The sequence below is a fragment of the Fundidesulfovibrio magnetotacticus genome, assembly GCF_013019105.1.
GTDB lineage: Bacteria > Desulfobacterota > Desulfovibrionia > Desulfovibrionales > Desulfovibrionaceae > Fundidesulfovibrio > Fundidesulfovibrio magnetotacticus.
The window spans coordinates 110,205-133,487 of sequence record NZ_BLTE01000007.1 but is presented as its reverse complement, the minus strand read 5'-3'; the positions used below and the strand labels follow the sequence as shown (position 1 = coordinate 133,487).

General features: G+C 69.2%; 23 protein-coding genes. 6 read left to right on the top strand and 17 right to left on the bottom strand.

What is annotated here, in order from left to right; genetic code table 11:
- The first annotated feature begins 53 nt into the window (after positions 1–53).
- The 6 genes from NNJEOMEG_RS09140 to NNJEOMEG_RS09115 all read left to right on the top strand — a co-directional run bounded on the left by NNJEOMEG_RS09140 (position 54) and on the right by NNJEOMEG_RS09115 (position 6,984).
- A complete protein-coding gene (locus NNJEOMEG_RS09140) occupies positions 54–1,220 on the top strand; it encodes a pyridoxal-phosphate-dependent aminotransferase family protein (RefSeq protein ID WP_173083605.1) in 1,167 nt (388 codons plus the stop codon).
- 17 nt (positions 1,221–1,237) lie between these two features.
- Positions 1,238–1,546, top strand: coding sequence for a DUF1844 domain-containing protein (locus NNJEOMEG_RS09135; protein WP_173083603.1), 309 nt, complete (start codon positions 1,238–1,240; stop codon positions 1,544–1,546).
- Positions 1,547–1,656: 110 nt separating this feature from the next.
- Positions 1,657–2,709, top strand: a complete 1,053-nt coding sequence (gene argC / locus NNJEOMEG_RS09130; RefSeq protein ID WP_173083601.1) for an N-acetyl-gamma-glutamyl-phosphate reductase — start codon at positions 1,657–1,659, stop codon at positions 2,707–2,709.
- Positions 2,710–2,753: 44 nt separating this feature from the next.
- Positions 2,754–4,061, top strand: a complete 1,308-nt coding sequence (locus tag NNJEOMEG_RS09125) for an EAL and HDOD domain-containing protein (protein ID WP_173083599.1) — start codon at positions 2,754–2,756, stop codon at positions 4,059–4,061.
- Between the two features lie 24 nt (positions 4,062–4,085).
- Positions 4,086–5,111: an SGNH/GDSL hydrolase family protein gene (locus NNJEOMEG_RS09120; RefSeq protein ID WP_173083597.1), complete on the top strand. Its 1,026-nt coding sequence runs from the start codon at positions 4,086–4,088 to the stop codon at positions 5,109–5,111.
- Complete coding sequence (locus NNJEOMEG_RS09115) at positions 5,098–6,984, top strand: hypothetical protein (protein ID WP_173083595.1); 1,887 nt, start codon at positions 5,098–5,100, stop codon at positions 6,982–6,984. Before NNJEOMEG_RS09120 ends, NNJEOMEG_RS09115 begins: the two co-directional genes overlap by 14 nt.
- Positions 6,985–7,078: 94 nt before the next feature.
- On the opposite strand, the gene NNJEOMEG_RS09110 is transcribed toward NNJEOMEG_RS09115, so the two are convergent.
- The 17 genes from NNJEOMEG_RS09110 to NNJEOMEG_RS09030 form a co-directional block, all read right to left on the bottom strand.
- Positions 7,079–8,383 (bottom strand): phenylacetate--CoA ligase family protein, encoded by a 1,305-nt coding sequence (locus tag NNJEOMEG_RS09110; protein WP_173083593.1) that lies wholly within the window; start codon positions 8,381–8,383, stop codon positions 7,079–7,081.
- Between the two features lie 8 nt (positions 8,384–8,391).
- Positions 8,392–9,258 (bottom strand): EamA family transporter, encoded by an 867-nt coding sequence (locus tag NNJEOMEG_RS09105; protein ID WP_173083591.1) that lies wholly within the window; start codon positions 9,256–9,258, stop codon positions 8,392–8,394.
- A gap of 12 nt (positions 9,259–9,270) precedes the next feature.
- Entirely contained in the window at positions 9,271–10,050 is a 780-nt protein-coding gene (trpA, locus tag NNJEOMEG_RS09100; protein WP_173083589.1) for a tryptophan synthase subunit alpha, read from the bottom strand.
- Positions 10,051–10,310: 260 nt separating this feature from the next.
- The gene (gene trpB, locus NNJEOMEG_RS09095; RefSeq protein WP_173083587.1) at positions 10,311–11,489 is read right to left on the bottom strand and encodes a tryptophan synthase subunit beta; all 1,179 of its coding nucleotides are present in this window, start codon (positions 11,487–11,489) and stop codon (positions 10,311–10,313) included.
- A 64-nt stretch (positions 11,490–11,553) separates the two neighbouring features.
- Positions 11,554–12,207, bottom strand: coding sequence for a phosphoribosylanthranilate isomerase (locus tag NNJEOMEG_RS09090; RefSeq protein ID WP_371865488.1), 654 nt, complete (start codon positions 12,205–12,207; stop codon positions 11,554–11,556).
- Between the two features lie 427 nt (positions 12,208–12,634).
- A complete protein-coding gene (locus NNJEOMEG_RS09085) occupies positions 12,635–13,405 on the bottom strand; it encodes an indole-3-glycerol-phosphate synthase (RefSeq protein ID WP_173083585.1) in 771 nt (256 codons plus the stop codon).
- Complete coding sequence (trpD, locus tag NNJEOMEG_RS09080; protein ID WP_173083583.1) at positions 13,398–14,396, bottom strand: anthranilate phosphoribosyltransferase; 999 nt, start codon at positions 14,394–14,396, stop codon at positions 13,398–13,400. The genes NNJEOMEG_RS09085 and trpD overlap by 8 nt, the downstream gene beginning before the upstream one ends.
- Positions 14,397–14,428: 32 nt before the next feature.
- A complete protein-coding gene (locus NNJEOMEG_RS09075) occupies positions 14,429–15,163 on the bottom strand; it encodes a hypothetical protein (protein WP_173083581.1) in 735 nt (244 codons plus the stop codon).
- 7 nt (positions 15,164–15,170) lie between these two features.
- Positions 15,171–15,743 carry an anthranilate synthase component II gene (locus NNJEOMEG_RS09070; protein WP_173083579.1) on the bottom strand — a complete coding sequence of 191 codons (573 nt, stop codon included), beginning with the start codon at positions 15,741–15,743 and terminating at the stop codon, positions 15,171–15,173.
- On the bottom strand, positions 15,724–17,136 hold the full coding sequence (locus NNJEOMEG_RS09065; protein ID WP_173083577.1) for an anthranilate synthase component I family protein: 1,413 nt from the start codon (positions 17,134–17,136) through the stop codon (positions 15,724–15,726). Before NNJEOMEG_RS09065 ends, NNJEOMEG_RS09070 begins: the two co-directional genes overlap by 20 nt.
- On the bottom strand, positions 17,133–18,068 hold the full coding sequence (locus NNJEOMEG_RS09060) for a prephenate dehydrogenase/arogenate dehydrogenase family protein (RefSeq protein WP_235956906.1): 936 nt from the start codon (positions 18,066–18,068) through the stop codon (positions 17,133–17,135). Before NNJEOMEG_RS09060 ends, NNJEOMEG_RS09065 begins: the two co-directional genes overlap by 4 nt.
- Positions 18,065–19,378, bottom strand: a complete 1,314-nt coding sequence (aroA, locus tag NNJEOMEG_RS09055; protein ID WP_173083575.1) for a 3-phosphoshikimate 1-carboxyvinyltransferase — start codon at positions 19,376–19,378, stop codon at positions 18,065–18,067. Before aroA ends, NNJEOMEG_RS09060 begins: the two co-directional genes overlap by 4 nt.
- A 21-nt stretch (positions 19,379–19,399) precedes the next feature.
- Entirely contained in the window at positions 19,400–20,536 is a 1,137-nt protein-coding gene (gene pheA, locus NNJEOMEG_RS09050) for a prephenate dehydratase (protein WP_173083573.1), read from the bottom strand.
- A 2-nt stretch (positions 20,537–20,538) separates the two neighbouring features.
- The gene (locus tag NNJEOMEG_RS09045; RefSeq protein WP_173083571.1) at positions 20,539–21,510 is read right to left on the bottom strand and encodes a 3-dehydroquinate synthase II family protein; all 972 of its coding nucleotides are present in this window, start codon (positions 21,508–21,510) and stop codon (positions 20,539–20,541) included.
- A 10-nt stretch (positions 21,511–21,520) separates the two neighbouring features.
- Positions 21,521–22,318 carry a 2-amino-3,7-dideoxy-D-threo-hept-6-ulosonate synthase gene (locus tag NNJEOMEG_RS09040; protein ID WP_173083569.1) on the bottom strand — a complete coding sequence of 266 codons (798 nt, stop codon included), beginning with the start codon at positions 22,316–22,318 and terminating at the stop codon, positions 21,521–21,523.
- Positions 22,319–22,592: 274 nt separating this feature from the next.
- Positions 22,593–22,952, bottom strand: coding sequence for a type II toxin-antitoxin system HicB family antitoxin (locus tag NNJEOMEG_RS09035; protein ID WP_173083567.1), 360 nt, complete (start codon positions 22,950–22,952; stop codon positions 22,593–22,595).
- A gap of 2 nt (positions 22,953–22,954) precedes the next feature.
- Positions 22,955–23,179 carry a hypothetical protein gene (locus tag NNJEOMEG_RS09030; RefSeq protein WP_173083565.1) on the bottom strand — a complete coding sequence of 75 codons (225 nt, stop codon included), beginning with the start codon at positions 23,177–23,179 and terminating at the stop codon, positions 22,955–22,957.
- Positions 23,180–23,283 lie beyond the last annotated feature (104 nt).

Genomic DNA, 23,283 nt, shown 5'->3' with positions numbered 1-23,283 from the left:
GGGGGGATGCGGGCCGCGCCGGTTTGGTGTAAAGGACCCGCAGCGAGGATTCCATGCTCAACAAGACCCGCCTGCTCACCCCCGGCCCCACGCCGCTTCCCGAGGAAGTGCGCCTGGCCATGGCCCGGGACATGCTCCACCACCGCAAGCCCGCCTTCCTCCCCGTGATGGAAGACGTGCGCGCGGGCCTCAAATACCTTTTCCAGACCAGCCAGGAGGTCATCCCCCTGGCGTGCTCCGGCACCGGGGCCATGGCCGCGGCCGTCACCAACCTCTTCACGCCGGGCGAAAAGCTTCTGTGCGTGGAAGGCGGCAAGTTCGGCGAGCGCTGGGGCGAAATCTGCGAGATGCACGGGCAGATCCCCGTGCGCCTGCCCGTGGAATGGGGACGGGCCGTGGACCCCGCCGACGTGGCCCGCGCCCTGGACGCCGACCCGTCCATCCGAGGCGTGCTGGTGCAGGCCTCGGAGACCTCCACGGGCGTGTTGCACCCCATCGGGGAACTGGGCCGCGTCACGGCCGGGCGCGAGGCCCTGCTGGTGGCCGACGGCATCTCGGCCGTGGGCATCTCGCCCTGCCCCATGGACGCCTGGGGCGTGGACTGCCTGCTCACGGGCTCCCAGAAGGGGCTCATGCTCCCGCCGGGCCTGGCCTTCATCGCCTGCTCGGAGAAGGGCTGGGCCAAGTGCGCCCAGGTGCGGCCCTCCAACTTCTATTTCCAGCTCCAGGGCGAACACGCCAAGATCAAGGCCAACCAGACCATGTTCACCTCCCCGGTGGGGCTGCTGATCGGGCTGCGCGAGTCGCTGCGCCTCTTCCGGGAGTTCGGCCTGGAACGCCTCCACGCCAAGCAGTGGGCCTTGACCATGATGGCCCGCGCCGGAGCAAGCGCCATGGGCCTGGAGCTGCTGGCCCCCGAGAACTTCACCTGGGGGCTCACGTCCATCCGCATGCCCCTGGGCGTGAGCGCCTCCGAGGTGGCCAAACGCGCCTCGGCCGACCACGGCGTGGTGCTGGCCACGGGCCAGGGCCACATGAAGGACCGGGTGGTGCGCCTGGGCCACATGGGCCACGTGGACTTCGGCGACGTGCTGGCCGGACTGGCCGCCCTGCGCCAGGCCTTCACCGGAGCGGGCGGCTACATCGGCTGCCCCGACGCCCTGGAACAGGCCATGGACGCCTACGGCGAGGCCCTTCGCCAGGGCCCCCCCGCCAACTGAAACGAGGACCGACCATCATGAACCAGGACAAGACGTGCGATTCCTGCCCCGAGGGGCATGCCGACTACGCGGGCATGTGCCTGCCCCAGGTGGACTTCACCACCTTCATGATCTCCCTGGCCTCGGCGGCCATGGTGCACCTGGGCGAAATGCCCGAGCCCGAGTCCGGGCGCATGGCCGCGAGCCTGCCCCTGGCCAAGCACTCCATCGACACGCTGGCCATGCTCGAGGAAAAGACGCGCGGCAACTTAAGCGACGCCGAGGCACGGCAACTGGCCGACGTGCTGGGCCACCTGCGCATGCTCTACGTGCGACGCAACGCCTGATCCGCACCGGCTACGGTCTTTGAAACGGCCCGCCCGGCGGGTCGTCGCGCCGCACTGAACGGTCAACAGGGCGTGGCGCTTCGGCGCGCGCCCGCAGCGAGGAGAATGCGATGTCTCGGATACCCGTGGGGCTCGTTGGCGTCACCGGCTACACCGGCATGGAACTGGCGCGGCTTCTGGCCTTCCACCCGCGCCTCGATCTCGTGCGCGCCACCTCGCGCACCGACAAGGGCAAGCCCCTCCAGGAAATCTACCCCTTCGTGCGCAGTACGAAGCTCGACGGGCTCGTCCTCACCGAGCCCGACCCCCAGGACCTGGCGCGGGCCTGCGAGCTGGTTTTCCTGGCCGTGCCCCACGGCGCGGCCATGGACACGGCGGCGGAGCTCCTGGCCCAGGGCCTCAAGGTTGTGGACCTCTCTGCCGACTTCCGCCTGCGCGACCCCGGCGTCTACGCCCAGTGGTACGGCCTGGAGCACCGCCATCCCGGGCTCATCGGTGACGCGGTCTACGGCCTGCCCGAGCGCTACGCCCCGGACATCGCCAAGGCCCGGCTCATCGCCAACCCCGGATGCTACCCCACCTCGGTGATCCTGGGCCTGTGGCCCGCCCTGGAGGCGGGCATCGTGGAGCCCGCGGGCATCGTCTGCGACTCCAAGTCCGGCACGTCCGGGGCCGGTCGCAAGGCGGGCGTGGCCACGCTCTTCTGCGAAATCCACGACACCTTCCGGGCCTATGGCCTGGGCACGCACCGCCACACCCCCGAGATCGAACAGGAGCTGGGCTTCCTGGCCGGGCAGGACATGACCGTCTCCTTCAACCCGCACATCCTGCCCATCGACCGGGGCATTCACTCCACCATCTACACGCGGCTCAAGGGCGCCATCACCCAGGAGGGCGCCGCGAAGCTCTACGCCGAACACTACGCCGGGCATCCCTGGGTGCGCGTGCTGCCCCCGGGCAAACTCCCCGAGACGCGCCATGTGCGCGGCACGATGTACTGCGACATCGGCGTGGTGGTGGACCCGCGCACCGGGCGGCTCATCGTCTGCTCGGTGATCGACAACCTCTGCCGGGGCGCGTCTGGCCAGGCCCTGGCCTGCGCCAACCTCATGCTCGGCCTGGACGTGGACGAGGGCCTGCGGCTGGCCCCCCTCATGCCCTGACGGAGTTGTTGACTTCACGACGGAATCAGGCTCAAAAAGCGAACATGACAGGCCAGCGCCACGACACTTCGCGCACGAGCGGCGGCGACGAAGACCTTCTGGAAAACGTCTTCGTCGCCAGACAGCCCATTTTCGACCGGAACATGAAGGTCTGGGGCTACGAACTGCTCTACCGCCACGGCGCGGAGGCGGGGCAGGCCATGTTCGTGGACGGCGACCACGCGACCTCCAAGGTCATCGCCGACGGGGTGACGCTGGGGCGCACCGGGCTCGAACCCCACGAAAAGACGCTGGTCAACTTCCCCATGAACCTCATCCTGGATGGTTTCGGCTTCGCGCTGCCCCCGGAAAGCTGCGTGATCGAGATCCTGGAGACCGTGGAGCCCACGCCAGAGGTGCTGGAGGCCCTGCGAAGGCTCAAGCGCGCGGGCTACACCCTGGCCCTGGACGACTTCGTGGGCCAGCCGCAGCACGCCCCGTTCCTGGAACTGGCCGACATCATCAAGGTGGACGTGCTGGCCCTGCCCGAGGCCCAACTGCCCGGCCTGGCCGCGCGCCTGGGCGGGGGCAGGCGGATGCTCCTGGCCGAAAAGGTGGAGGACGCGCGCACCCATCAGAAAACCCTGGAGTTGGGCTTCTCCTTCTTCCAGGGCTATTTCTTCCGGAAACCCGAGATCGTGAGGGGGCGAAAGCTCTCCAGCTCGGAGATGAGCAAGGTGAAGCTCCTCAAGGAGCTGGCCGACGAAGACTTCGACCCCGGCGTGGTCAGCAAGATCATCGAGGGCGACATCTCCCTCTCCTACCGCCTGCTGCGCTACATCAACTCGGCGGCCTTCGGGCGGCGCGAGAGCATCGAGTCCATCCGCCAGGCCATCATGATCCTCGGGCAGCGCAACCTGGCCAAGTGGCTCCAGGCCGTGCTCATGTCCGACCTCAACCCCACGGCCAAGGGCAAGGAGCTGGTGTTCCTCTCCGTGCGCCGCGCCAAGTTCCTGGAGCTGGTGGGGCGCATGCTCGCCGATCCGCCCGCTCGGCCCGACGCCCTCTTCGTCCTGGGTCTGTTCTCCCTGCTGGACGCCCTGCTGGGGCAACCCATGGATGAACTGCTCAAGGACCTGCCCCTGCCCCCCGCCCTGGCCGACGCCCTGCGCGGCGGCGACAACCAGGCCCGGGAACTGCTCACCCTGGCCAAGGACCTGGAATCCGCCGACTGGCAGGCGGCCCGCCAGGTACTGGACGGGCTGCACATGCCCGGACCCACCGCCTCGGCCCTGCACGCCGACGCCCTGCGCTTCGCGGGCGACCTGGTTCGAGACATCCGGCACGACCCGCCGTCCGCCCGAAAAGCCTGAACCCGAACCCGGACCGACCGAACCATGGCCCTGACCATCGTCTGCGCCCTCGCATTCCTTTGCCTGCACGCCGCCGTGCTGGCAGGCCCCCTGAAGCGGCGCATGCCCCGGCTGCGCGGGGCCATCCTCTCCGTGCTCCTGGTGGCCGACTCGCTCCTGGCGGGCGTGCTGGCCATGGAGGTCTATTTCCGCGCCGTGCACGACCAGTCCGACGGCTTCGCCCTCACCTGGGCGGGCAAGGCCTGGATGGCCAGGCACTGGAAGCCCGTCAACTCCCTGGGATACCGCGACGCCGAAGTAACGCCCCCCGCGCCCGGGCAGCGATCCGTGGCCTTCCTGGGCGACTCCTTCGTGGCCGGACACGGCGTGGAGCGCCCAGAGGACCGCTTCACCGACGTGGCCGCGCGCGCCCTGGGGCCTGGCTGGAAGGTCTACAACCTGGCCAGAAACGGCTGGGACTCCGTGGACGAGGCCAAGGGCCTGCGCGCCTTCCCCGTGGCCCCCGAAGCCGTGGTGCTGGTCTACTACCTCAACGACATCTTCAACGCCGCCGCCAAGGCGGACTATCCCCTCACCTTCTCCGTGAACCTTCCGCGCGGCTTCACCAAGACCCTCACCGAGAACTCCGCGCTCTTCGATTTCGTCTACTGGCGCTTCGCGCGCGGCGGCAACCTCGCGGGCGGGGCCAGCACCTTCTGGGATTCCCTCAAGGGGGCCTATGCCGATCCCAAGGTCTGGGGAGCGCACGCCGCCGAACTGGCCGACCTGGCCCAGGCCGTGCGCGAGCGCGGGGCAAAACCCCTGGCCGTGGTCTTCCCCATGCTCCAGGCCGTGGACGCGAGCGCGCCCCTCACGGCCAAGGTGGCCGAGCAACTCACGGCCCTTGGCTTCGAGACCGTGGACCTGGCCCCCGTGCTGCGCGGAAGGCCCGTCCCGGGGCTGGTGGTCAACGCCCTGGACGCCCACCCGAGCCTCGCCCTGCACCGCGAGGTGGGCGAGATGCTGGCGGCAAAGCTCAAGGCGGTCCAGGAGGGGCATGGCGACCGGTAACGGCCCCACGGGTCCCGAGGGGGCCGCGCGGGCGCCCATGCGGGAGGGCGCGCCCGGCGTCGCGGATGCGCCCGCCACGTCCGGCCTGTCCCGTCCCGGCGGCGCTTCCGGCGTGACGGGGGCCCGTGCCTGCGCGCCTCCGGCCCCCGGGGGAAAGGGCGGGCTCTTCCCAGTGCTCTGCGTGGTGCTCGCCCTGGCCTGCCTGCACGTCTTCTTCTACCGGCAGTTCAACCTCACCGGCGACGAGGTGCGCTACGCGGCCTATGGGCTGGGCCTGATCAAGGGCGAAGGGTTCCACGCCTCGGACGCCTCCTGGCAGGAGATGCTGCGCCGCGCGGACATGGGCGACGACCCGGGCGCGCGGAGCCCGGCCCGGCCCGGCCTGGCGCTGATCCATTCGGTGGTCTATCCGCTGCTGGGGGCCGTGCCCTTGTGGCTGGGGGGGCTGGACGGCGCGCGCTGGTTCTCCTTCCTGGTGGGCGCGGCGGGGCTCTTCGTCCTCCATGCGGCCCTGCGCGCGCGCTTCGGACCCGGACCGAGCCTGGCGGGCCTGGCGGCCGTGGCCTTTTCGGCCCCTCTGGCCTTCTACATGCGCCTGTTCTTCTCGGAGATCCTGCTCTTCACGCTGAACGCGTTGCTGGTGTGGGCCCTGACAACCGGGGCGCACCGCGAGCGGCGCAACGCCCTGCCCCTGGTGGTGTTCTGCTGCCTGCTGCCCTTCGTGCACCTGAAGCTGGCCCTGGTGGCCGTCGCCGGGTGCCTGACGGTGTTCTTCCAGTGCCTTCGGCGGGGGTGGGGCTCGCGGCTCCTGGCCCTGCTGGTCCTGACGGCGGCCGGGATGTGCGCGCTCTATTTCGTCTACAACCAGATGCTCTTCGGGCGCGCCGTGGGCGGGGCCAGCCCGGCCTTCGCCACGAGCCTCTGGATCGTGCCCAACCGCATCCTGGTGAACCTCCTGGACCACCACCACGGCCTGCTGCCCAACGCGCCCCACATGCTCCTGGCCCTGGCGGGCTTCGCCCTGGCGCTCGCGCGCGGCGAGCGGCCCTTCGGGCTTCTTGGCGCGTTCTTCGGGGCCTACTTCTTCACCATTCTCTGGGCCAACGGCGCGGAGGCCTATGCCTGCCGCCCGTGGGTGGCGGCCTGTCCCTTCCTGGCCTTCGGCTTCGCCTACTGGGCCCAGTGGGCGGGGGAGGCCAACCGCCTCTGGGCTTTGCCGCTACTCGCGCTCTCCATGGCCCTCTTCTGCCTGGGGCTGCGCACCCCCAGCCTGTTCCTGGACGGGCGCATGCACTCCACGGCCCTGGACGCCCTGTTCCGGGACGTGCCCTGGCTCAACCTGGCCTACTTCCTGCCCTGGGACTTCCGCGACCTCTCCGACACCCTGGACAACGCCCCCATGGCCTTTGCCGTGCCGGTGTTCGCTGTGGTCTGCTGCTTCGCGGCCGGGCAGATGCTCCTGGCGGGGCGTCGCGCGCCGCGCGCCGGGGCGGCGCTCCAGGCCCTGGCCCTGGCGACGGCGCTCGTCTTCGCCGTGGTGGAGGAGGTCCCCGACGTGGCCGTCACCCACGTCTTCGACCCCGCCACGGGCCACCACCACAACTTCTCCCTGGCCCGGCCTTCCTCCTACGCCTTCGTGCGCTTCGAGAACCCCCCCGCCGTGATGAAGGAATACGGGGCGCTGCTCCTGGCCTCGCGCACGGCCGACGGCTGGGTTTACGCCAGCCGCAAGGCCTCGGTGTACGTGGCCGCCAACACGTTCGCCCGCGTGGGCGCGGTCTCCGTGGCCGAGGAGCCCGATCCCCAGGGCCGGGTCTGGTCCGACACGGTGCGAGCAGCCCGGGTCTACCGGCGCGTGCTTTCGCTGCCCTGAGACGGCCCAGGCCGATCGACCGGAACGCCGAAGGCCGCCCGGAGGCGGCCTTGACTTGACGACATCCCTCAAAGATGCGTGCGCGCGTGCGCGTCTAGCCCTGTTCGGAGACCTCGCGGTCGTCCACCACGCGTCTGGTCTTGGCGAAGCTGCGCGGCAGCTCGCCCTGGCCCATCACCTCCACCCAGGCGCGCACGAGCACCTGCTTGCGCAACTCCTCGCTCACGGCCTCGGAGAGGTTCTGGTCCATGGCGGGGTCCGCGCCGGGGCGGCGCTCCACCTGGAGCACCATCTGGTCCTTTCCGGCCTTGCGGAAGAGATGGATGCGGAACTCGCTGCCCACCTCGGGGAAGTGCTCCAGCACCGAGGCGATCTGGCCGGGGTAGATGTTCACGCCCCGGAAGATGATCATGTCGTCGGAGCGGCCGAGGATCTTGTCGTGCCGGGGGGTTTTCACGCCGCAGGGGCACTCGCCGGGGATGAGCCGCGTGAGGTCGCGCGTGCGGTAGCGGATGAGCGGCGCGGCCTCCTTGCGCAGCGTGGTCACCACCATCTCGCCCACCTCGCCCGGGGCCACGGGCGCGAGCGTCTCGGGATCGAGGATTTCCAGGATGTAGAGGTCCGCCCAGTAGTGCACGCCCTGGTGGGCGGCGCACTCCAGGCCCGTGCCCGGGCCGTAGAGTTCGGTCATGCCCACGATGTCGAAGGAGTCTTCCAGGCCCAGCATGTCCTGGAAGCGCTCGCGCATCTTGGGGCTGTGGGTCTCGGCTCCGAACACGGCCTTCTTCAGCCGGATCTTGTCCTTGAGTCGGCGCTTCGTGACCTCCTCGGCCATGAGCAGGGCCATGGAGGCCGTGGAGCAGAGCACCGTGGAGCCCATGTCCTCCAGGAGCTGGAGGTGGATTTCCATGTTGCCCGGCCCGACGGGCACGGCCATGGCCCCGAAGTGCTCGCAGCCCAGTTGGAAGCCGGCCCCGGCGGTCCACAGGCCGTAGCCCACGGCGATCTGCACGCGGTCCAGGGTGGTGAGCCCGGCCAGTTCGTAGCAGCGGGCGAACATGAGCTTCCAGGTGTCGATGTCGGCCTGGGTGTAGGCCAGCACCTTGCGCTTGCCCGTGGTGCCGGACGAGGCGTGGATGCGCGCCACGCGCTCCTCGGGCACGGAGAGCAGGGGCAGGGGGTAGCCCTGGCGCAGGTCTTCCACGGAGGTCAGGGGCAGGCGGGCCAGGTCCTCCAGGGAGAGCTTCTGGCCCGGCGCCCAGCCCGCGCCCGCGAGCTTCTCGCGGTAGGCGGGAGAGCCCCGGTAGGCGTGCTCGACGGTCCAGTTGAGCCCGGCCGCCTGGACGGAGGCCAGTTCGTCCTCGGAGAGGGAGGGAAGGAAACGGTGCTCTTGCGACATGGCGATACCTACCCCAAAAACGCGATGAGAAAAACCCCCACCACCATGAGCGCCGCCCCAGCCAGCCGCTCGCGCACGTTGCCCTCGCGCAGCACCAGCCAGCCCAGGAGCACCGCGAACACCGCGCTCATGCGCTTCACCGAGATCACGTAGGGCACGATGGCCATGGTCAGGGCCTGCATCTGGCACCAGCAGGTCACGGCTTCAAGGAATCCCGCTGCCGCCAGCTCCGCGGGACGGGCGCGCACCTGGCCGAAGCCCCGGCTGCTCAGGCGCCAGACCATGGGCGTCAGCCACGCCGTGGTGACCCCGAACGCGCACAGGATCCAGAACATGGGCGAGGCGTTGCGCAGCCCCACCTTGTCGATGTTGGCCGACACCGACCACAAGAACGCCACCAGGAGCATCAGCCGCGCGCCCTTGTCGCGCATCAGCGCCCGGAAGGGCTCCAGGGGGCTGCCCCGCCGGGCCTTGGCCAGGTTCAGCACGTAGGAGCCCCCCACGATGCACGCGATGCCCACGATTCCCGCCGGGTCCGGAAACTCGCCCAGGATCAGCGGCGAGGTGATCAGCAGAAAGAGCGGCGTGGCCGTGAGCATGGGCGCGGCCAGCGACAGGTCCGAGGACTCCAGCGCCTTCACGTAGAGATAGAGCGTCAGCGCCGCCAGCGGCCCCATCACCCCGATGGCAGTCCAGAATCCGGGCCGCAGCGTGGGCATCGGTTCGGCCAGCACGGGCACGGTCAGAAAGAGCGTGGTGCCCAGGCAGTAGGCCCACGTGACCGCCACCGGCTCCACGCCCTTCACGCTGCGCTTGAGGTAGAGATCCTTCAACGCCTGGCACAGCGCCGCCACGAGCATGAGCACGATCCACATGGGGATGGGCCTTTATCCCAGAGAGGCCCCCTCCCGCCAGTCCTTCATGAAGCCTGCGCCGTCGCCGCCCTCGCGCAGGCGCTTGATGAGCGCCGAGCCCACCACCGCCGCGTCGATCAGGTCCCCGAACGGGGCCACCTGCGCGGGCCGCGAGATGCCGAAGCCCAGCGCGACGGGCACGCTGAAGGCGGGGCGAACCTGGGCCAGCTTGGCCAGCACCTCCTCGGGCAGGCTCTCGCGCACGCCCGTGGTGCCCAGAACCGAGACGAAATACACGAAGCCCCGCGCCACCCTGGCGTACTCCGCCAGGCGCTCCGGCGGGGTGTTCAGCCCCACCAGGCAGATGCACTCCGTGCCCGTGCCCGCCAGGGCCGCGCGCAGGGGACCGGATTCCTCCAGCGGCAGGTCCGGCACGATGAGCCCGCCCACCCCGGCGGCCGCGCAGTCGCGTCCCAGGCGTTCCAGGCCGTACTGCAGGAAGGGGTTGTAGTAACCCATGAGCACGATCCCGGCCCGGAACGCGCCCTTGCGACGCCCCAGCTCCGCGAGGATCCACTCCAGGGTGACGCCGTGCTCCAGGCACTCCAGGCTGGCCGCCTCCACCACCGGGCCGTCGGCCACGGGGTCGGAGAAGGGCACGCCGATCTCGATGACGTCGGCCCCGCCCGCGTCCAGGGCCGACACTTCGGCCCAGAACCGCTCACGGTCCGGGAAACCGGCGGGAAGATAGGGAATCACGGCCTTGCGGCCCGACGCGTTGGCGGAACGGATGCGTTCGGTGAGTATGGACATGATGAAGATGCCTCCGGCGGCCAGAGAGGAAACTTTTTGAAAAAAGTTTTCTCTCTGGACTCTCTTTCAAAAACTTTCAACGAGCTTCGCGGGATTCACCGGGAATCGCCGCGCTACCTGTTCGCGTTGAGGAGGGAAGTCACAATCTGAGGCGAATCCGGTTCCGTGCCTGTCCTCCCGTAGCTCGCGGCCGACGATCGTCTTCTGATCGGTCGGCGGACGCGAGTTGCGGGAGGACAGGCGCGGAACCCGCCACCGGGCTATCCCTTGAGATTCTTCTCGAACTCCTCGATGATCCCCATGTCCTTGTCGCCCCGGCCCGACAGGCAGACCAGCACGTCGCTCTTCTTGGGGATGCTCCGCACGTTCTCCAGCGCCCAGGCCACGGCGTGGGAGCTCTCCAGGGCCGGGATGATTCCCTCCTCGCGGCAGAGCGTCCGGAAGGCGTTGTAGGCCTGGGAGTCGTTCACCGTGGCGTAGCGCGCCCGGCCCGAGGCCTGGAGGCCCGCGTGCTCCGGCCCAACGCCCGGATAGTCCAGCCCCGGCGCGATGGAGTGCGAGGGCTCGATCTGGCCGTCCTTCGTCTGCAGCAACATGCTCATGGCCCCGTGCAGCACGCCCGGCGTGCCCAGGTTCAGCGGCGCGGAGTGGTGGCAGCCCGGCTCGCCCGTGCCCGCCGCCTCCACGCCGATGAGCTGCACCTCGCCGTGCGGCACGAACTCGTGGAAGGCCCCGATGGCGTTGGAGCCGCCGCCCACGCAGGCCACCACGTAGTCTGGCAGCTTCCCGGCCTTGCGCAGCATCTGCTCCTTGGCCTCGCGCCCGATCACCGACTGGAACTCGCGCACCAGCGTGGGGAACGGGTGCGGACCCGCTGCCGTGCCGAAGCAGTAGTGCGTGGTGCGCTGCTCCGCGATCCACATGCGCAGCGCCGCGTTGATGGCGTCCTTCAACGTGCGCGTGCCCGACTCGATGGGCACGATGCGCGCGCCTAGAAGCCCCATGCGCTTGACGTTGTGCGACTGGCGCGAAACGTCCTCCGCTCCCATGTACACCACGCATTCCAGGCCCAGCATGGCCGCCGCCGTGGCCGTTGCCACGCCGTGCATGCCCGCGCCCGTCTCGGCCAGCAGCACCTGTTTGCCCATGTGGCGGCACAACAGACCCTGGCCCAGCGCGTTGTTGATCTTGTGCGCGCCGGTGTGGTTCAGATCCTCGCGCTTGAGCCAGAGGTTGAAGCCCAGCCGCTTCGAGAGGTTGGGACAGCGGTACAGGGCCGAAGGCCTGCCCACGTAGTCCTCCAGCAGGGCCTTGAACTCCGCCTGGAAAGCCTCGCTGGGCACGATGGTGTTCATGGCCTCTTCGATTTCCAGAAGCGGCGGCATGAGAAGTTCGGGCACGAACATGCCCCCGAATTGTCCGAAATAGCCTTTCTGCATGATGGATGCCTCCGGCGGCCAGAGAGGAAACTTTTTGAAAAAAGTTTCCTCTCTGGACTCTCCTTCAAAAACTTTTAATTATATTGAGCGTTTTCTTCGTCATGTCCAGGTTCTTCACCCCCGGCGCGTCCTCCACGCCGGAGTTGAGGTCCAGCCCGGCGGGAGAAGCCTCCCGCACGGCCCGGGCCGCGTTGGCTGGGGAAAGCCCCCCGGCCAGGAGCCAGGGACGCGGGGCGTGAAGCCCCGCCAACCCCGCGAAATCAAGCGATGTCCCGTGCCCGCCGCCCGACGTGCCCGCGTCCAGGAGCATCAGCGCGCACGCCCCGGCGAAACGCGCCATCTCGGCCTCCAGGCTCGCCCGCACACGCGCCGCGTCGGCATCCAGACCCGCCTCGGCCAGCGCCCGGGCGTGACGCTCGGGCCAGAACACCCGGACCACTCGGTCCGGTCCCACGGCCTCGCAGAACCGCTCGTCCTGGCCGCCGTGCAGTTGCGCCAGGTCCAGCCCCGCCGCGTCCATGATCCGGCGCACCTCCGCCGCGTCCTGCTCCACGAACACCCCAACGCGCTTCGCCCGGCCACGGGGAATCGACGCCACATGCTCCGGCGTGACGCGGCGGGGACTCTTGGCCGCGAAGATGAAGCCCAGGAAGTCCACGCCCAAAGAGTCGAGCGCCGCCACCTGGGCAGACAGCGTCATGCCGCAGACCTTCACCAGCACGGCGAGGCTCCTGGACGGGGCTCCGCCCCAGGCCCCGGCAGGGCGCTGCCCCGCACCCGCCAGGGCGCTGCCCTGGACCCGCCAGGGGGGTGACCCCCCTGGACCCGCAATTGCTTCGCGGGCTTCACCGGGTAGGGTGTCGTCGGACGGGCGCCTGCAGCGTACACCCGCCGGGAACGCGCCTCAAAGCAGGCGCTTATCCCGGCGGACTGCCATCGCCGCAAGCGGCGATGAACAAGGAATTTGTCTTCAGAAATCCCAAGAGGATTCTTGCTCACAATCACCTGGCGCGAAGCGCCACGGCCCCCCCCGGGCGAAGAGCGGCGCAGCCGCCCGTCCGACGACGCCGTACCCGGTGAAGCCCGCGAAGCGGAGCGGGAGTCCAGAGGGCGTAGCCCTTTGGCCGCCGGAGGCTTCTTCCCCGTCATCCCGTCCTCCGCGTCAGCGCCTTGAGCGCCGCGCCCGGGTCGGCCCCGCACATCAACGAAGTGCCCACGAGCACGGCGTCGAACCCGGCCTGTACCATGCGGTCCAGGTCTTCGGGGGTGGCGATGCCGCTGGCGGCGATCCAGAGCTGTCCTTCGGGCTTGAGTTTTCCCAGGCGTTCGGCGCGTGCGAGGTCGGTGGTCAGGGTGTCCAGGTCGCGGCTGTTCACCTGTACGATGTCGGGGTCCAGGGCCTGTGCTTTTTCCAGGTCGGCCTCGTCGAACACTTCCACCACGGCGGGCAGGTCGAAGGCCATGCCCAGGGCGAGCATTTCGCGCAGCTCTTCCTGTTCGCACATGCGCGCGATGAGCAGGAAGGCCGAGGCCGGGGTGGCGGCGGTCTGGATCACCTGGACGGGGTGCAGGATGAAGTCCTTGCGCAGCATGGGCAGCCCGGCGGGGGCCATGCGCGCGAGGAAGTCCAGGCTGCCCTTGAAGTGGTCCTCCTCGGTGAGCACGGAGAGCGCGGCGGCCCCGGCGACGCGGTAGGCCTGGGCGGCCTGTTCGGGGCCGAGGGCCAGGTTGATGTCGCCTTTGGAGGGCGAGGCGCGCTTGTATTCGGCGATCACCGCGCCGGGTCCCACGTCCCAGAGGGCGCGCAGGAAGTCCGGGCGTTCGCCCTCGAAGGGGGGGGGCATGCTGCCTTCGTCCTCCAGGGCGAGGAGACGTTCGATCTCGGCGGCCTTGGCCTGGCGGAAGCGTTCAAGCATTGATCTTTCCTTCCCAGAAGGCGGCGGCCTTGCCCTGGTCGATGGCGGCGCGGGCCTTGGCCACGGCGTCCTTGAGGGTGAGGCCGTCTTCGAGCAGGTGCAGGCAGCAGCCCAGGTTGAGGGCGAGCATGTCCTTCATGGCTTCGGGGCCGTGGCCCTGGAGCAGTTCGAGGAGCACGGCCACGGCTTCGTCCTTGTTGGCCACGGCCACCTCGGAGAGCTTGTGGCGGGGGATGCCGAGGGTTTCGGGGTCGAGGGTTTCGCGGCGCGTCCAGCCGTCGCGGATCCAGACCACTTCGGCGGGTCCGAAGGGCGAGATTTCGTCGAAGCCGCCCGCGCCGTGCACCACGGCGGCGCGCTGGATGCCCGAGAGGGCCAGGGCCTCGGCGATGAGGGGCACGAAGGAGGCGGTGGGCACGCCCAGGAGCTGGTGGGTGGGGCGCGCGGGGTTCAGAAGCGGCCCCATGAGGTTGAAGAGCGTGCGCGCACCCAGTTCCTTGCGGATGGGCATGATGCGCTTGAAGGCCGGGTGGTAGCTGGGGGCGAAGAGGAAGGCGAAGTTCTGGGCGTCGAGCTGCGCGGGCACGGCCTCGGGCTCCACGGTGAGGGTGAGCCCGAGCGATTCCACCACGTCGGCCGAGCCGCAGGTGGAGGAGACGCTGCGGTTGCCGTGTTTGACCACCTTGTGGCCCAGGGCGGCCAGGTAAAGGGCGGTGGCGGTGGAGCAGTTGAAGGAGCAGGTGTTGTCGCCGCCGGTGCCGCAGGTGTCGATGCGCGGCCCGGCGAGGCCGGGCACGAGGCGCGCCTCTTCGAGGGCGGCCTTGACGCCGCAGGCGATCTCCAGGCCGGTCTCGCCCTTGGTCTTGAGGCCCATGAGGAACGCGCCCACGCAGGAGGCGGGCATCTCGCCCGAGTACATGGCGCGGAAGGACTTGAGGGCCTCTTCTTCTGTGAGGTTCTTGCCGAGGGCCAGGTGTTCGAGAACTTCCATGGATGGGCTCCTTGTTGGCGGGGCGTGCGGCGTCAGCGCCGGGTTCCCGGAAGGTTGAAGAGCGTCGAGCGGATCAGGCGGTCGGAGAGGCCTTGGCCGGTCACGATGGTCTGTGTCAGCTCGAACTGCCAGGGTTCGGAGAGGGGCGAGACGTAGACGGCGTCCATCAGTGCGGCGGGCTCCACGGGGATGTGCAGGCCCAGGCCGTCCAGGAGCCTCGGGTTCTCGTCGCCTTGTTCGTTGATGTAGATCAGCCGGAATTCGCGTTCGTGCTCGAAGGGTTTGCGCTTGAGCAGGGCGAAGTCGAAGAGGTCGGCGATGCGGCAGTCGTCCTTGATCATGTCCTTGTAGAGGACCTTGCCGGCGGTGAGGTCATGGGCGGCCAGCTGGGCGAGCATGCGCCCGAAGGTGGTGCGGATGGCGATGGAGTGGCCCTGGCCGCCGAAGAGCTTCCACATGGCCTCGGACTCGTACTCGTTGATGTGCCAGGAGTTGAGGAACACCTTGGGCCGGGCGGAGTTGATGTAGCGCTCGTGGGCGGCCAGGAGGTCCAACTCCTCGGGGGGCAGGGCGATGGCCGTGCAGGGGGAGCGCATCTCGGGCGGCACAAGGCACTCGAAGGGGTCCGAGAGCTTGTCGGAGCGCCGGAAGTAGAGGCGCTTGAGCAGCAGAAAGTCGAGAAACTTCTCGAAGGAGAGATACTTCCACAGGGTGGTCTCGTGGCCGAGCACGTCCTGCGGGGAGAGATGGCGGATCTGGAGGGGCATGGCGCGCCTACGCGATCTTCTCCGGGAAGTTCTTGAGCATGCGCATGCCCTCGGGCGTCAGCACGCTCTCGGGGTGGAACTGCACGCCCACCCAGGGGCGGTCCTTCCAGCGCAGGCCCATCACCTCGTTCTCGTCGGTCCAGGCGGTGATTTCCAGCTTCTCCGGGGCCTTGTGGGCCAGCACCAGGAGCGAGTGGTACCGGCAGACCTCCATGGGGTTGGACACGCCCTCGAAGAGCCCGCTCTCGCGGTGCGTCACCTGGCTCGTCTTGCCGTGCATGATCCTGTCGGCGACGACCACGGGAGCCCCTGCGTAATGCCCGAGTATCTGATGCCCCAGGCACACGCCCAAAAGCGGCGTCTTCTTGGGCAGGTGGTCCAGGAACTCCACGCACAGCCCCGCGTTCTCCGGGCGGCTCGGGCCGGGCGAGATGCAGCACAGCTCCACCTTGCCGGAATCGGCCAGCTCCAGGATCGACGGGTCGTCGTTCTTTTTCACCACCGGGTCCAGCCCCAGCTGCTGGAAATACTGCACCAGGTTGAAGGTGAACGAGTCGAAGTTATCTATGAGTAAAAACATCGCCTTCCTCCTCCCCGGCCAGCACTTCCGCCAGCACGCGGGCCTTGTTGTGGACCTCCTGCCATTCCTTCGCGGGGTCCGAATCGTAGACCAGGCCCGCGCCCGTCTGCCAGTGCACCATGCCGTCGCGGAACCACATGGTGCGGATGAGGATGCCCGTGTCCAGGTCCACGCGGTCCGGGTCCAGGCCCAGCCAGCCGATGGCCCCGGCGTAGGGCCCGCGCGGGATGGTCTCGGTGTCGGCGATGATCTCCATGGCGCGCACCTTGGGCGCGCCCGACACCGTGCCCGCGGGGAACACCGAGCCGATCACGTCCAGGGCGTCCAGGCCGTCCTTGAGCCTGGCCGTCACGTAGCTGGTCAGGTGCAGCACGTGGGAGAACTTCTCCACCTGCATGAATTTCTCCACCCGCACGGTGCCGGGTTTGGCGATGCGTCCCAGGTCGTTTCGGCCCAGGTCCACCAGCATCACGTGTTCGGCGCGTTCCTTGGGGTCGGCCAACAGGTCCTGGGCCAGGAGGTCGTCCTGGGCCTCGTCGGCCCCGCGCGGGCGCGTGCCCGCGATGGGCGCGGTGGTGAGCGCGCCGTCCACGCAGCGCACCAGGAACTCCGGCGAGGAGCCCACCAGGGTGATGCGCGGCAGGCGCACGAAGAACATGTAGGGCGAGGGGTTCACCTGGCGCAGCCTGCGGTACACCGCGAAGGGGTCGCCTGAGAAGGGCGCGTGGAAGCGGTTGGAGAGCACCACCTGGATGCACTCGCCCTGGCGGATCAGCTCCTTGGCCTTCTCCACCCCGGCCAGGAAGGCCTGCTCGCCCGGATGGTGCAAGACGCCCCCCATCTCGGGCTTCTCGGAGGAGCGCAGCACCGCCGAGGCGTCCAGCTTGGGGCGCATGCCCCCGCCCAGGGAGAGCAGACAGCAGCGGTGGCGCAGGTGGTCGAAGAGCACCACGTGCCCGGGCAGCACCAGGGTGACCTCCATGTCCTTTTCGGGGATCACCTTGGAGAGCTTGGGCTCGAAGAGGGCGGCCGAGGCGTAGCCGAAGTAGCCGTAGAGCCCCCGGGTGATGGCGGGCAGGTCCGCGAAGCCCTCGGGCGGCGAAACGCGGATGCGCTTCATCAGCTCGCGCACGCCCTCCAGGAAGGGGCGGCCGGTGAGCTCTTCCAGGGGCTTCAGGCGGTCGTCGCGGGTGGTGACCACCAGATTGCCGTCCTGGCAGTTGGCCGAGAGGCGGAAATCCCAGGCCAGGATCGAATAACGGCCCAGGCGTCCGTCCACCTCGGCGGACTCGAACAGAATGCCCGGACGGTCCCCCACCAGCCCCAGATAGAGGCTGATGGGCGTCTGCACGTCGGCGGGCAGCCACTTGGCTTCCTGAATGAACTCGATCATGGCGTGTCGTCCTTGTTGGAGCGTGTGGGGGCCGGGGGAGTCTCCCCGGCCGCTCTGTCGGGCGCTGGTGCGCTGTCGCGGGAGAATCCTTCGGCGGCCGAAGGGGCGAGCCCCTTTGGCATCCCGTGTTTGGGGGCCGGTTCGTCGTCGCGGTTGCAGGTTGGGGCGGGGGCGGGCTGTCTCCACCAGGACCTGGCGCGCTCCACCAGGAGCTCCAGGTCGCCGCCCGCGGCCACGTTGAGGTAGTTGCGGAAGCTGCGCACGGCCTCCAGGCTGTGGGGGTTGGCCTCGAAGATCAGACGGAAGAGTTCGGCGTCTTCCAGGATGAGCTTGCGCGAGGCCTCCAGGCGGCGGGTGAAGGAGGGCGTCAGGAAACGCTCGAAGCCCTCGTGGGCGCTCTGGGCCGCCAGGTAGGCCACGGTGGAGACGAAGTTGAGCCCCTGCACGTAGGCCATGGCCCGGTCGTGCTCGTGGGCGGTGGTGCGGAAGGGGGCGAAACCCAGGCGCGCGAGCAGCTCCTCCACCTGGAGACAGGCCGCCTCGCCCCGGCCCGGGCACACGGCCACGCGGGGGGCCTCGCCCTCGGGCGGCACGGGGCCGAACAGCGGGTGCGTGCCCACCACGGGGCCCGGGTGCAGGGCGAGCATTTCTTCGAGGGGCCTCACCTTCACCGAGCAGATGTCCGCCACCGCGCATCCCTTGGGGATCAGCGGGGCCAGGGCGCGCAGCGCCTCCGTGACGGCCTGGGCGGGCACGCACAGGAGCACCAGGTCGGCCCTGGGGAGGGCGCGCGCGGCCTGGTCCATGTCCAGGGGGGCGTCCAGCTCGAAGCAGGCCAGGCCCTCGCGGCGGCAGCGCGCCGTGAAGAGGCGGCCCATCTTGCCGGAAGCGCCCACCACGGCAAGGGTGGCGATGGCGGAAGGCTTGCTCACCGCACGAGCCTCCACTGGTCCCAGAAGCCGGGGAAGCTCTTGGCCACGCAGGCGGGCTTGTCCAGGCGCACGTCCACCCCCGCCAGTTCCAGGAGCGAGAGGCTCATGGCCATGCGGTGGTCGCCGTAGGTGGAGAAGGTGACGGGGCGCTCCTTCTCCAGGGGCGCGGGCGTGACGGTTAGCCCGTCCGCGAAGGTGGCGGTGACGCCGCCCGCGCGGGCGATCTCGGCGGCGCAGGCCTCCAGGCGGTCGGACTCCTTGATGCGCAGGTGGGCCACGTTGCGGATGGTGGTGGGGCCTTGCGCCTGGGCGGCCACGGCGCAGACCGTGGGCACCAGGTCCGGGCAGTGGCCCATGTCCACCTCCACGCCGCGCAGGCCCTGGCCGGAAACGGTGACGCCCGCGTCGTCCCACTCCACGTTCGCGCCCATGGCCTGGAGGATGTCCAGGATGGCGCGGTCGCCCTGGAGGGAGTCGCGCCGCAGACCGGTGACGCGCACGGGCCTTGGCCCGGCGGCCCCGGCGGCCAGGAAGTAGGAGGCGTTGGACCAGTCGCCCTCCACGGTGTAGGAGCGGGCGCGGTAGGGCGTGGGCCGCGCGCGGAAGCGGATGCCGCCGGGGACCACCTCGCGCACCTCGGTAAAGGGCGTGGGGACCCAGGCCCCGTCCTGGAGCAGTTCCACGTCCAGGGCCGCGCCGAAGTCGGCCATGGCCATGAGCGTGAGCGACACGTAGGGCCAGGAGACCACCTTGGCCCCGCCCACCCCCACGACGATGGGGCGCAGGGCCATGGGCGCGGCCAGCAGGAGGCCCGAGAGGTACTGGCTCGATTCCTCCAGGCTCACGTCGGCGTGGTCGCCGCAGAGGCCCTCGGTGCGGATGACGAAGGGGGGGAAGCCGGGCTTGCCCTCCCACTCGAACACCGGCCCCAGGTGTTCCAGGGCGCTGACCAGCTGGCCGATGGGGCGTTCGTGCATGCGGCCCTCGCCGTGGATGCGGAAGAGCCCGCGTCCGGCGGCCAGCACGGCGGTGAGCAGGCGGCAGGTGGTGCCGGATTCGCCCACGTCGCAGTCGGCGGGGTGCTTCATGCCGCCGGAGGGTCGGCCTGCCGTGCCGGTGATCTCCCAGCCGCGCTCGGTGTTGCGGAAGACGGCCCCGGCGGCCGTGAGGCAGCGCCGGGTGCGGATGAGGTCGTCGGACTCCAGGGCGTCGGTGACCAGGGAGGTCCCCTCCGCCAGCGCCGCGCAGATGAAGGCGCGGTGCGAGACGGACTTGGAGGCCGGGGCCTTGATGTCGATGGGGGCGTTCACGCGATGCTCCTCATGTGTTGATCAGGCCCGTTCCAGCACGGCGGACCCGGAGACGTCCAGGTGCGGCCCCGTGGGGTAGCTGCCCAGGATGCGCAGGGAGTTGAGCTCCTGGCGCAGCTGCTCCAGCATGGTCTTGAACTCGTCGCGGCCCAGGTCGCACTGGAGGTCCGCGAAGAAGACGTATTTCCACTTTTCGCCGCGCAGCGGGCGCGATTCGAGCTTGGTCAGGTTGATCCCCTCCACGGCCAGGCGGTTGAGCACGGCGGAGAGGCTGCCCGGCTTGTCGGGCAGGGTGAAAAGGATGGAGGTCTTGTCGCGGTTGCCGGTCTTGGTCTCGGCGGGGCCGATCACCAGGAAGCGGGTCCAGTTGTCGGGCAGGTCCTCGATGCGGCTGGCCAGCACGTTCAGGCCCAGCATCTCGGAGAGCTTCACGTGGCCCACGGCGGCGGCCTTGGGGTTGTAGAGCACGCGCCGGGCGGCGGCGGCCGTGGACTCGGCCGGGATGATCCGGGCCATGGGCAGGTGGGCCTTGAGCCAGCCGCCGCACTGGGCCAAGGGCTGGGGATGGGAGTAGATCTCCTCGATGCGCGAAAGGTCCGACCCCTTGGAGAGCAGTGCGTGGCTGATCTTGCAGTAGAGCTCGGACTGGATGAACACCTCGTGGCGCAAAAAGAGGTCCAGGCTCTGGCCCACGGTGCCCTGCAGGGAGTTCTCCAGGGGGATCACTCCCAGTTCGGCGTCGCGCAGGTGCACGGCCTCGAACACCTCGGGGATGCCGGGCTGGGGGGTGAACTCGGAGGAGCGGCCCAGGTAGCTCACGGCGGCGAAGTAGGAGAACGTGCCCTCGGGGCCAAGGTAGGCCACCTTCTGGGTGCGCTGGAGCCTGCGCGAGCTGGACATGATCTCGCGGTAGATGGAGCGCAGGTGCTCGTCGGGCAGGGGGCCGGGGTTCTCCCGGGCGAGCTTTTCGAGCACCTCCTTCTCGCGGAAGGGCTTGAACACGGGCTCGTCGCTGCCGGCCTTGAGGCGTCCCACCTCCAGGGAGAGGGCGGCGCGGCGGTTGAGCAGGGCCAGGAGGTCCTGGTCCACCTGGTCGATGGCGTCGCGCACGGCGACGAGGGGTTCGTCGCGCGCGGGGTCGTCGGTGTTGGAGGTCATGCCTAGCCTTCCTTGATCTCTTCGGCGATGCGCATGCCGAAGTGGCGTCCGGCCTGGTCGGAGCGCACGAGGATTTCGTCGCCGGGCTTGAGGGCCACCACGCTCACGGGCTCGCCGCCGGGCCGCGTGAGGCGGATGGTCTCGGCGTTCTGGAGGAACACCGCGCCCTCGCGCTCGGCGGTTCTGGCCGTCACCAGCAGCATGGGGCGCACCTCCACCTTGGTGCGGCCGATGGTGGCCAAGCTCGTTTCGCCAGAGGCCGAGACGATGAGCACCTCGTCGCCCGAGGCCAGCTCTTCGAGATAGGTGGTGCGGTCGCCGGGCATCACGGCGTAGGCGTGCACGGCCCCGGCGTTCACCCGGAAGGGGCGCGCTGCCACGTAGGGGTTGGATTCGGTCTCGGCGTGCACCAGGAAGGTGAAGGCGCTCGAATTGCCCACAAGCATGCCCTGGCCCTTCTTGAGCACGCTCATGGTGTCCACGCAGACGCGGTGGCCCAGCCCGGCGGCCTTGATGGACGTGACCACGGCCGTCTCCAGGGGCATGGCCCCCTGGGAGAGCTTCACGCCGGCCACGATACGCTTGAGGTCGCCCGCGGCCTCGGGGAGCACCAGCACGGCGTCCACGCCGCGCTCCAGGATGCCCGCCGCCAGGAGCGCGCGGTCGAGCCCGTCCACTTCCACGGCCAGGCCCTTGGCCTGGGCCAGGATGTTCTCCACGGGGATGATCTCCCAGCCCAGGGTGAGCACGGTTTTGCGTCCGTCCCTGAGGGCGTCCACGGCGGTCTGCTCGTCGGCTTTGGAGGCCAGGGCCACGAAGGCGGCCTCCTCGGGGGTGAAGACCTCCACGCGGCCCAGGGCGCGCACGGCGTCGGCGTGTTGGGGTTCGGCGAGCACGGCGTCCACGCCCGACTCCAGGGCCAGGGTGACGAGCTTCTTCTCGAAGGGGATGGCTTTGAACCAGACCTGTTTCACGATGTCCCGCCTAGTCCTTGAGGAGTTCCATGGCCTGTTCCACCTCCCAGTTGAGGTGCACCACGCCGTGCAGGGCCTGCACCAGCCGGGAGGGCTGGGCGTACTGGAAGATGTTGCGCCCGATGGAGAGGCCCGAGCCGCCCGCCTGTACGGAGTCGTGGGCCATGGTCACCAGGTCGCGCACGTCGGAGAGCTTGGGGCCGCCCGCGATGACCACGGGGATGCAGCAGGACTCGCAGACCTTGGCGAAGGTTTCCACGTCTCCGGTGTAGGGCACCTTCACCACGTCCGCGCCCAGTTCCATGCCCACGCGGGCGCAGTGGGCCACGGTGGCGGGGTCGTACTCGTTCTTCACCTTGGGGCCGCGCGCGTAGACCATGGCCAGCACGGGCATGCCCCATTCGGTGGCCTTGGAGGTGGCGTGTCCGAAGTCTTCGAGCATGTGGCGTTCGGTCTCGTCGCCCAGGTTGATGTGCAGGGAGACGCCGTCCGCGCCGAGCTTGAGGGCGTCCTCGACGGTGGCCACGAGGGTCTTGGCGTTGGGGAAGGGCGAGATGGTGGTGGAGGCGGAGAGGTGGATGATCAGGCCCACGTCGCGGCCGCGCTTGCGGTGGGAGCAGCGCACGAGGCCTTTGTGCATGAGCACGGCGTTGGCGCCGCCCTCGGCCACCTGGTTGATGGTCTCGCGCATGTCGATGAGTCCGTCGATGGGGCCAACGGTGACGCCGTGGTCCATGGGGACGACGATGGTGCGGTTGTTGTTGCGGTTGAAGATGCGTTCCAGGCGTACGGCTTTTCCGATGAGCATTTTGCGATCCTCCGCGGTTGCGGCCTCCGGATAAGCCGGGGTCCTGGTAAACGAAGAGGGCCGCCGGCTTTATGCCAGCGGCCCTCGGTTTGGTTTCCGGTCGATTCGTTTCGTTACCGTGCACCACTCCCGATACCGCTGGCGCGGCTAAACCAAAAATAAAACCAGGAAAAGAAGCCAGCGGTAAAGTTGGTGGAGTGCATGGGCTGCATGACTACCCGCCCGGCGGCGGGGGTGTCAAGGGGCAAAGTGCGAAAAATGGGAAAAGGGGGGGCTAGCGCGCCCGTCCCCGTTTGCCCAGGCCCTCGGCGATGTAGGTGGCCACGAGCATGTTCATGGACACGCCCTCCTTCTTGGCCTGCGAGACCAGCCGGGCGTGCAGGCTCTTGGGAAGGCGCTGGCGAAACTGCCCCGAGGCCGTCTGGCCGGAGCCCGGCTCCGGCACGGGGTGACCGGTTTCCTCCAGGGCGGCGATGGTCTCGGCCAGGGCCTCGCGGCCGTTGGCCAGGGCCTCCTCGATGGTGGCCCCGTCGCTCACGCAGACGTTGAAATCGGGGTAGGAGATGAGGAAGCCCCCGCCGTCCTCGGGAGAGAGCGTGCGGATTTCGAAGGGGTACTTGCTCAGGTCGTGCATGGTCATTCTCCGAGGAATTCCAGGAAAAGCTTGATATAGACCGGCTTGATGGGCCGCTTGGCCGGAACGGGCAAGGTCGCTCCGTCCCGGCGCACGAAAATGCAATGGCTCGTGCCTTTATGCCGCCACTCGATCCCTTCCGCTCTGGCGATGGCCTGGAGGTCTTCGATGCGCCAGTCCTGGAGGTTGCGCCTCATGCGCGCCAGATTCTTCTTCGTTGAACCCATGAAGAATGGTACCGCATGTGGCCCCATTTGCCAACGGGATTTCAGGGGGGGGGAGAGAGGATGAGCAGGCCCGGGGAGGTGCGCCCACGCGGGCTGTTTGACGC

Excerpts from the sequence above, each read along its gene's own strand:
- NNJEOMEG_RS09140 (WP_173083605.1), top strand. The coding sequence starts at position 54 with ATGCTCAACAAGACCCGCCTGCTCACCCCCGGCCCCACGCCGCTTCCC.
- NNJEOMEG_RS09135 (WP_173083603.1), top strand. The coding sequence starts at position 1,238 with ATGAACCAGGACAAGACGTGCGATTCCTGCCCCGAGGGGCATGCCGAC.
- argC (WP_173083601.1), top strand. The coding sequence starts at position 1,657 with ATGTCTCGGATACCCGTGGGGCTCGTTGGCGTCACCGGCTACACCGGC.
- NNJEOMEG_RS09125 (WP_173083599.1), top strand. The coding sequence starts at position 2,754 with ATGACAGGCCAGCGCCACGACACTTCGCGCACGAGCGGCGGCGACGAA.
- NNJEOMEG_RS09120 (WP_173083597.1), top strand. The coding sequence starts at position 4,086 with ATGGCCCTGACCATCGTCTGCGCCCTCGCATTCCTTTGCCTGCACGCC.
- NNJEOMEG_RS09115 (WP_173083595.1), top strand. The coding sequence starts at position 5,098 with ATGGCGACCGGTAACGGCCCCACGGGTCCCGAGGGGGCCGCGCGGGCG.
- NNJEOMEG_RS09110 (WP_173083593.1), bottom strand. The coding sequence starts at position 8,383 with ATGTCGCAAGAGCACCGTTTCCTTCCCTCCCTCTCCGAGGACGAACTG.
- NNJEOMEG_RS09105 (WP_173083591.1), bottom strand. The coding sequence starts at position 9,258 with ATGTGGATCGTGCTCATGCTCGTGGCGGCGCTGTGCCAGGCGTTGAAG.
- trpA (WP_173083589.1), bottom strand. The coding sequence starts at position 10,050 with ATGTCCATACTCACCGAACGCATCCGTTCCGCCAACGCGTCGGGCCGC.
- trpB (WP_173083587.1), bottom strand. The coding sequence starts at position 11,489 with ATGCAGAAAGGCTATTTCGGACAATTCGGGGGCATGTTCGTGCCCGAA.
- NNJEOMEG_RS09085 (WP_173083585.1), bottom strand. The coding sequence starts at position 13,405 with ATGCTTGAACGCTTCCGCCAGGCCAAGGCCGCCGAGATCGAACGTCTC.
- trpD (WP_173083583.1), bottom strand. The coding sequence starts at position 14,396 with ATGGAAGTTCTCGAACACCTGGCCCTCGGCAAGAACCTCACAGAAGAA.
- NNJEOMEG_RS09075 (WP_173083581.1), bottom strand. The coding sequence starts at position 15,163 with ATGCCCCTCCAGATCCGCCATCTCTCCCCGCAGGACGTGCTCGGCCAC.
- NNJEOMEG_RS09070 (WP_173083579.1), bottom strand. The coding sequence starts at position 15,743 with ATGTTTTTACTCATAGATAACTTCGACTCGTTCACCTTCAACCTGGTG.
- NNJEOMEG_RS09065 (WP_173083577.1), bottom strand. The coding sequence starts at position 17,136 with ATGATCGAGTTCATTCAGGAAGCCAAGTGGCTGCCCGCCGACGTGCAG.
- pheA (WP_173083573.1), bottom strand. The coding sequence starts at position 20,536 with ATGACCTCCAACACCGACGACCCCGCGCGCGACGAACCCCTCGTCGCC.
- NNJEOMEG_RS09040 (WP_173083569.1), bottom strand. The coding sequence starts at position 22,318 with ATGCTCATCGGAAAAGCCGTACGCCTGGAACGCATCTTCAACCGCAAC.
- NNJEOMEG_RS09035 (WP_173083567.1), bottom strand. The coding sequence starts at position 22,952 with ATGCACGACCTGAGCAAGTACCCCTTCGAAATCCGCACGCTCTCTCCC.
- NNJEOMEG_RS09030 (WP_173083565.1), bottom strand. The coding sequence starts at position 23,179 with ATGGGTTCAACGAAGAAGAATCTGGCGCGCATGAGGCGCAACCTCCAG.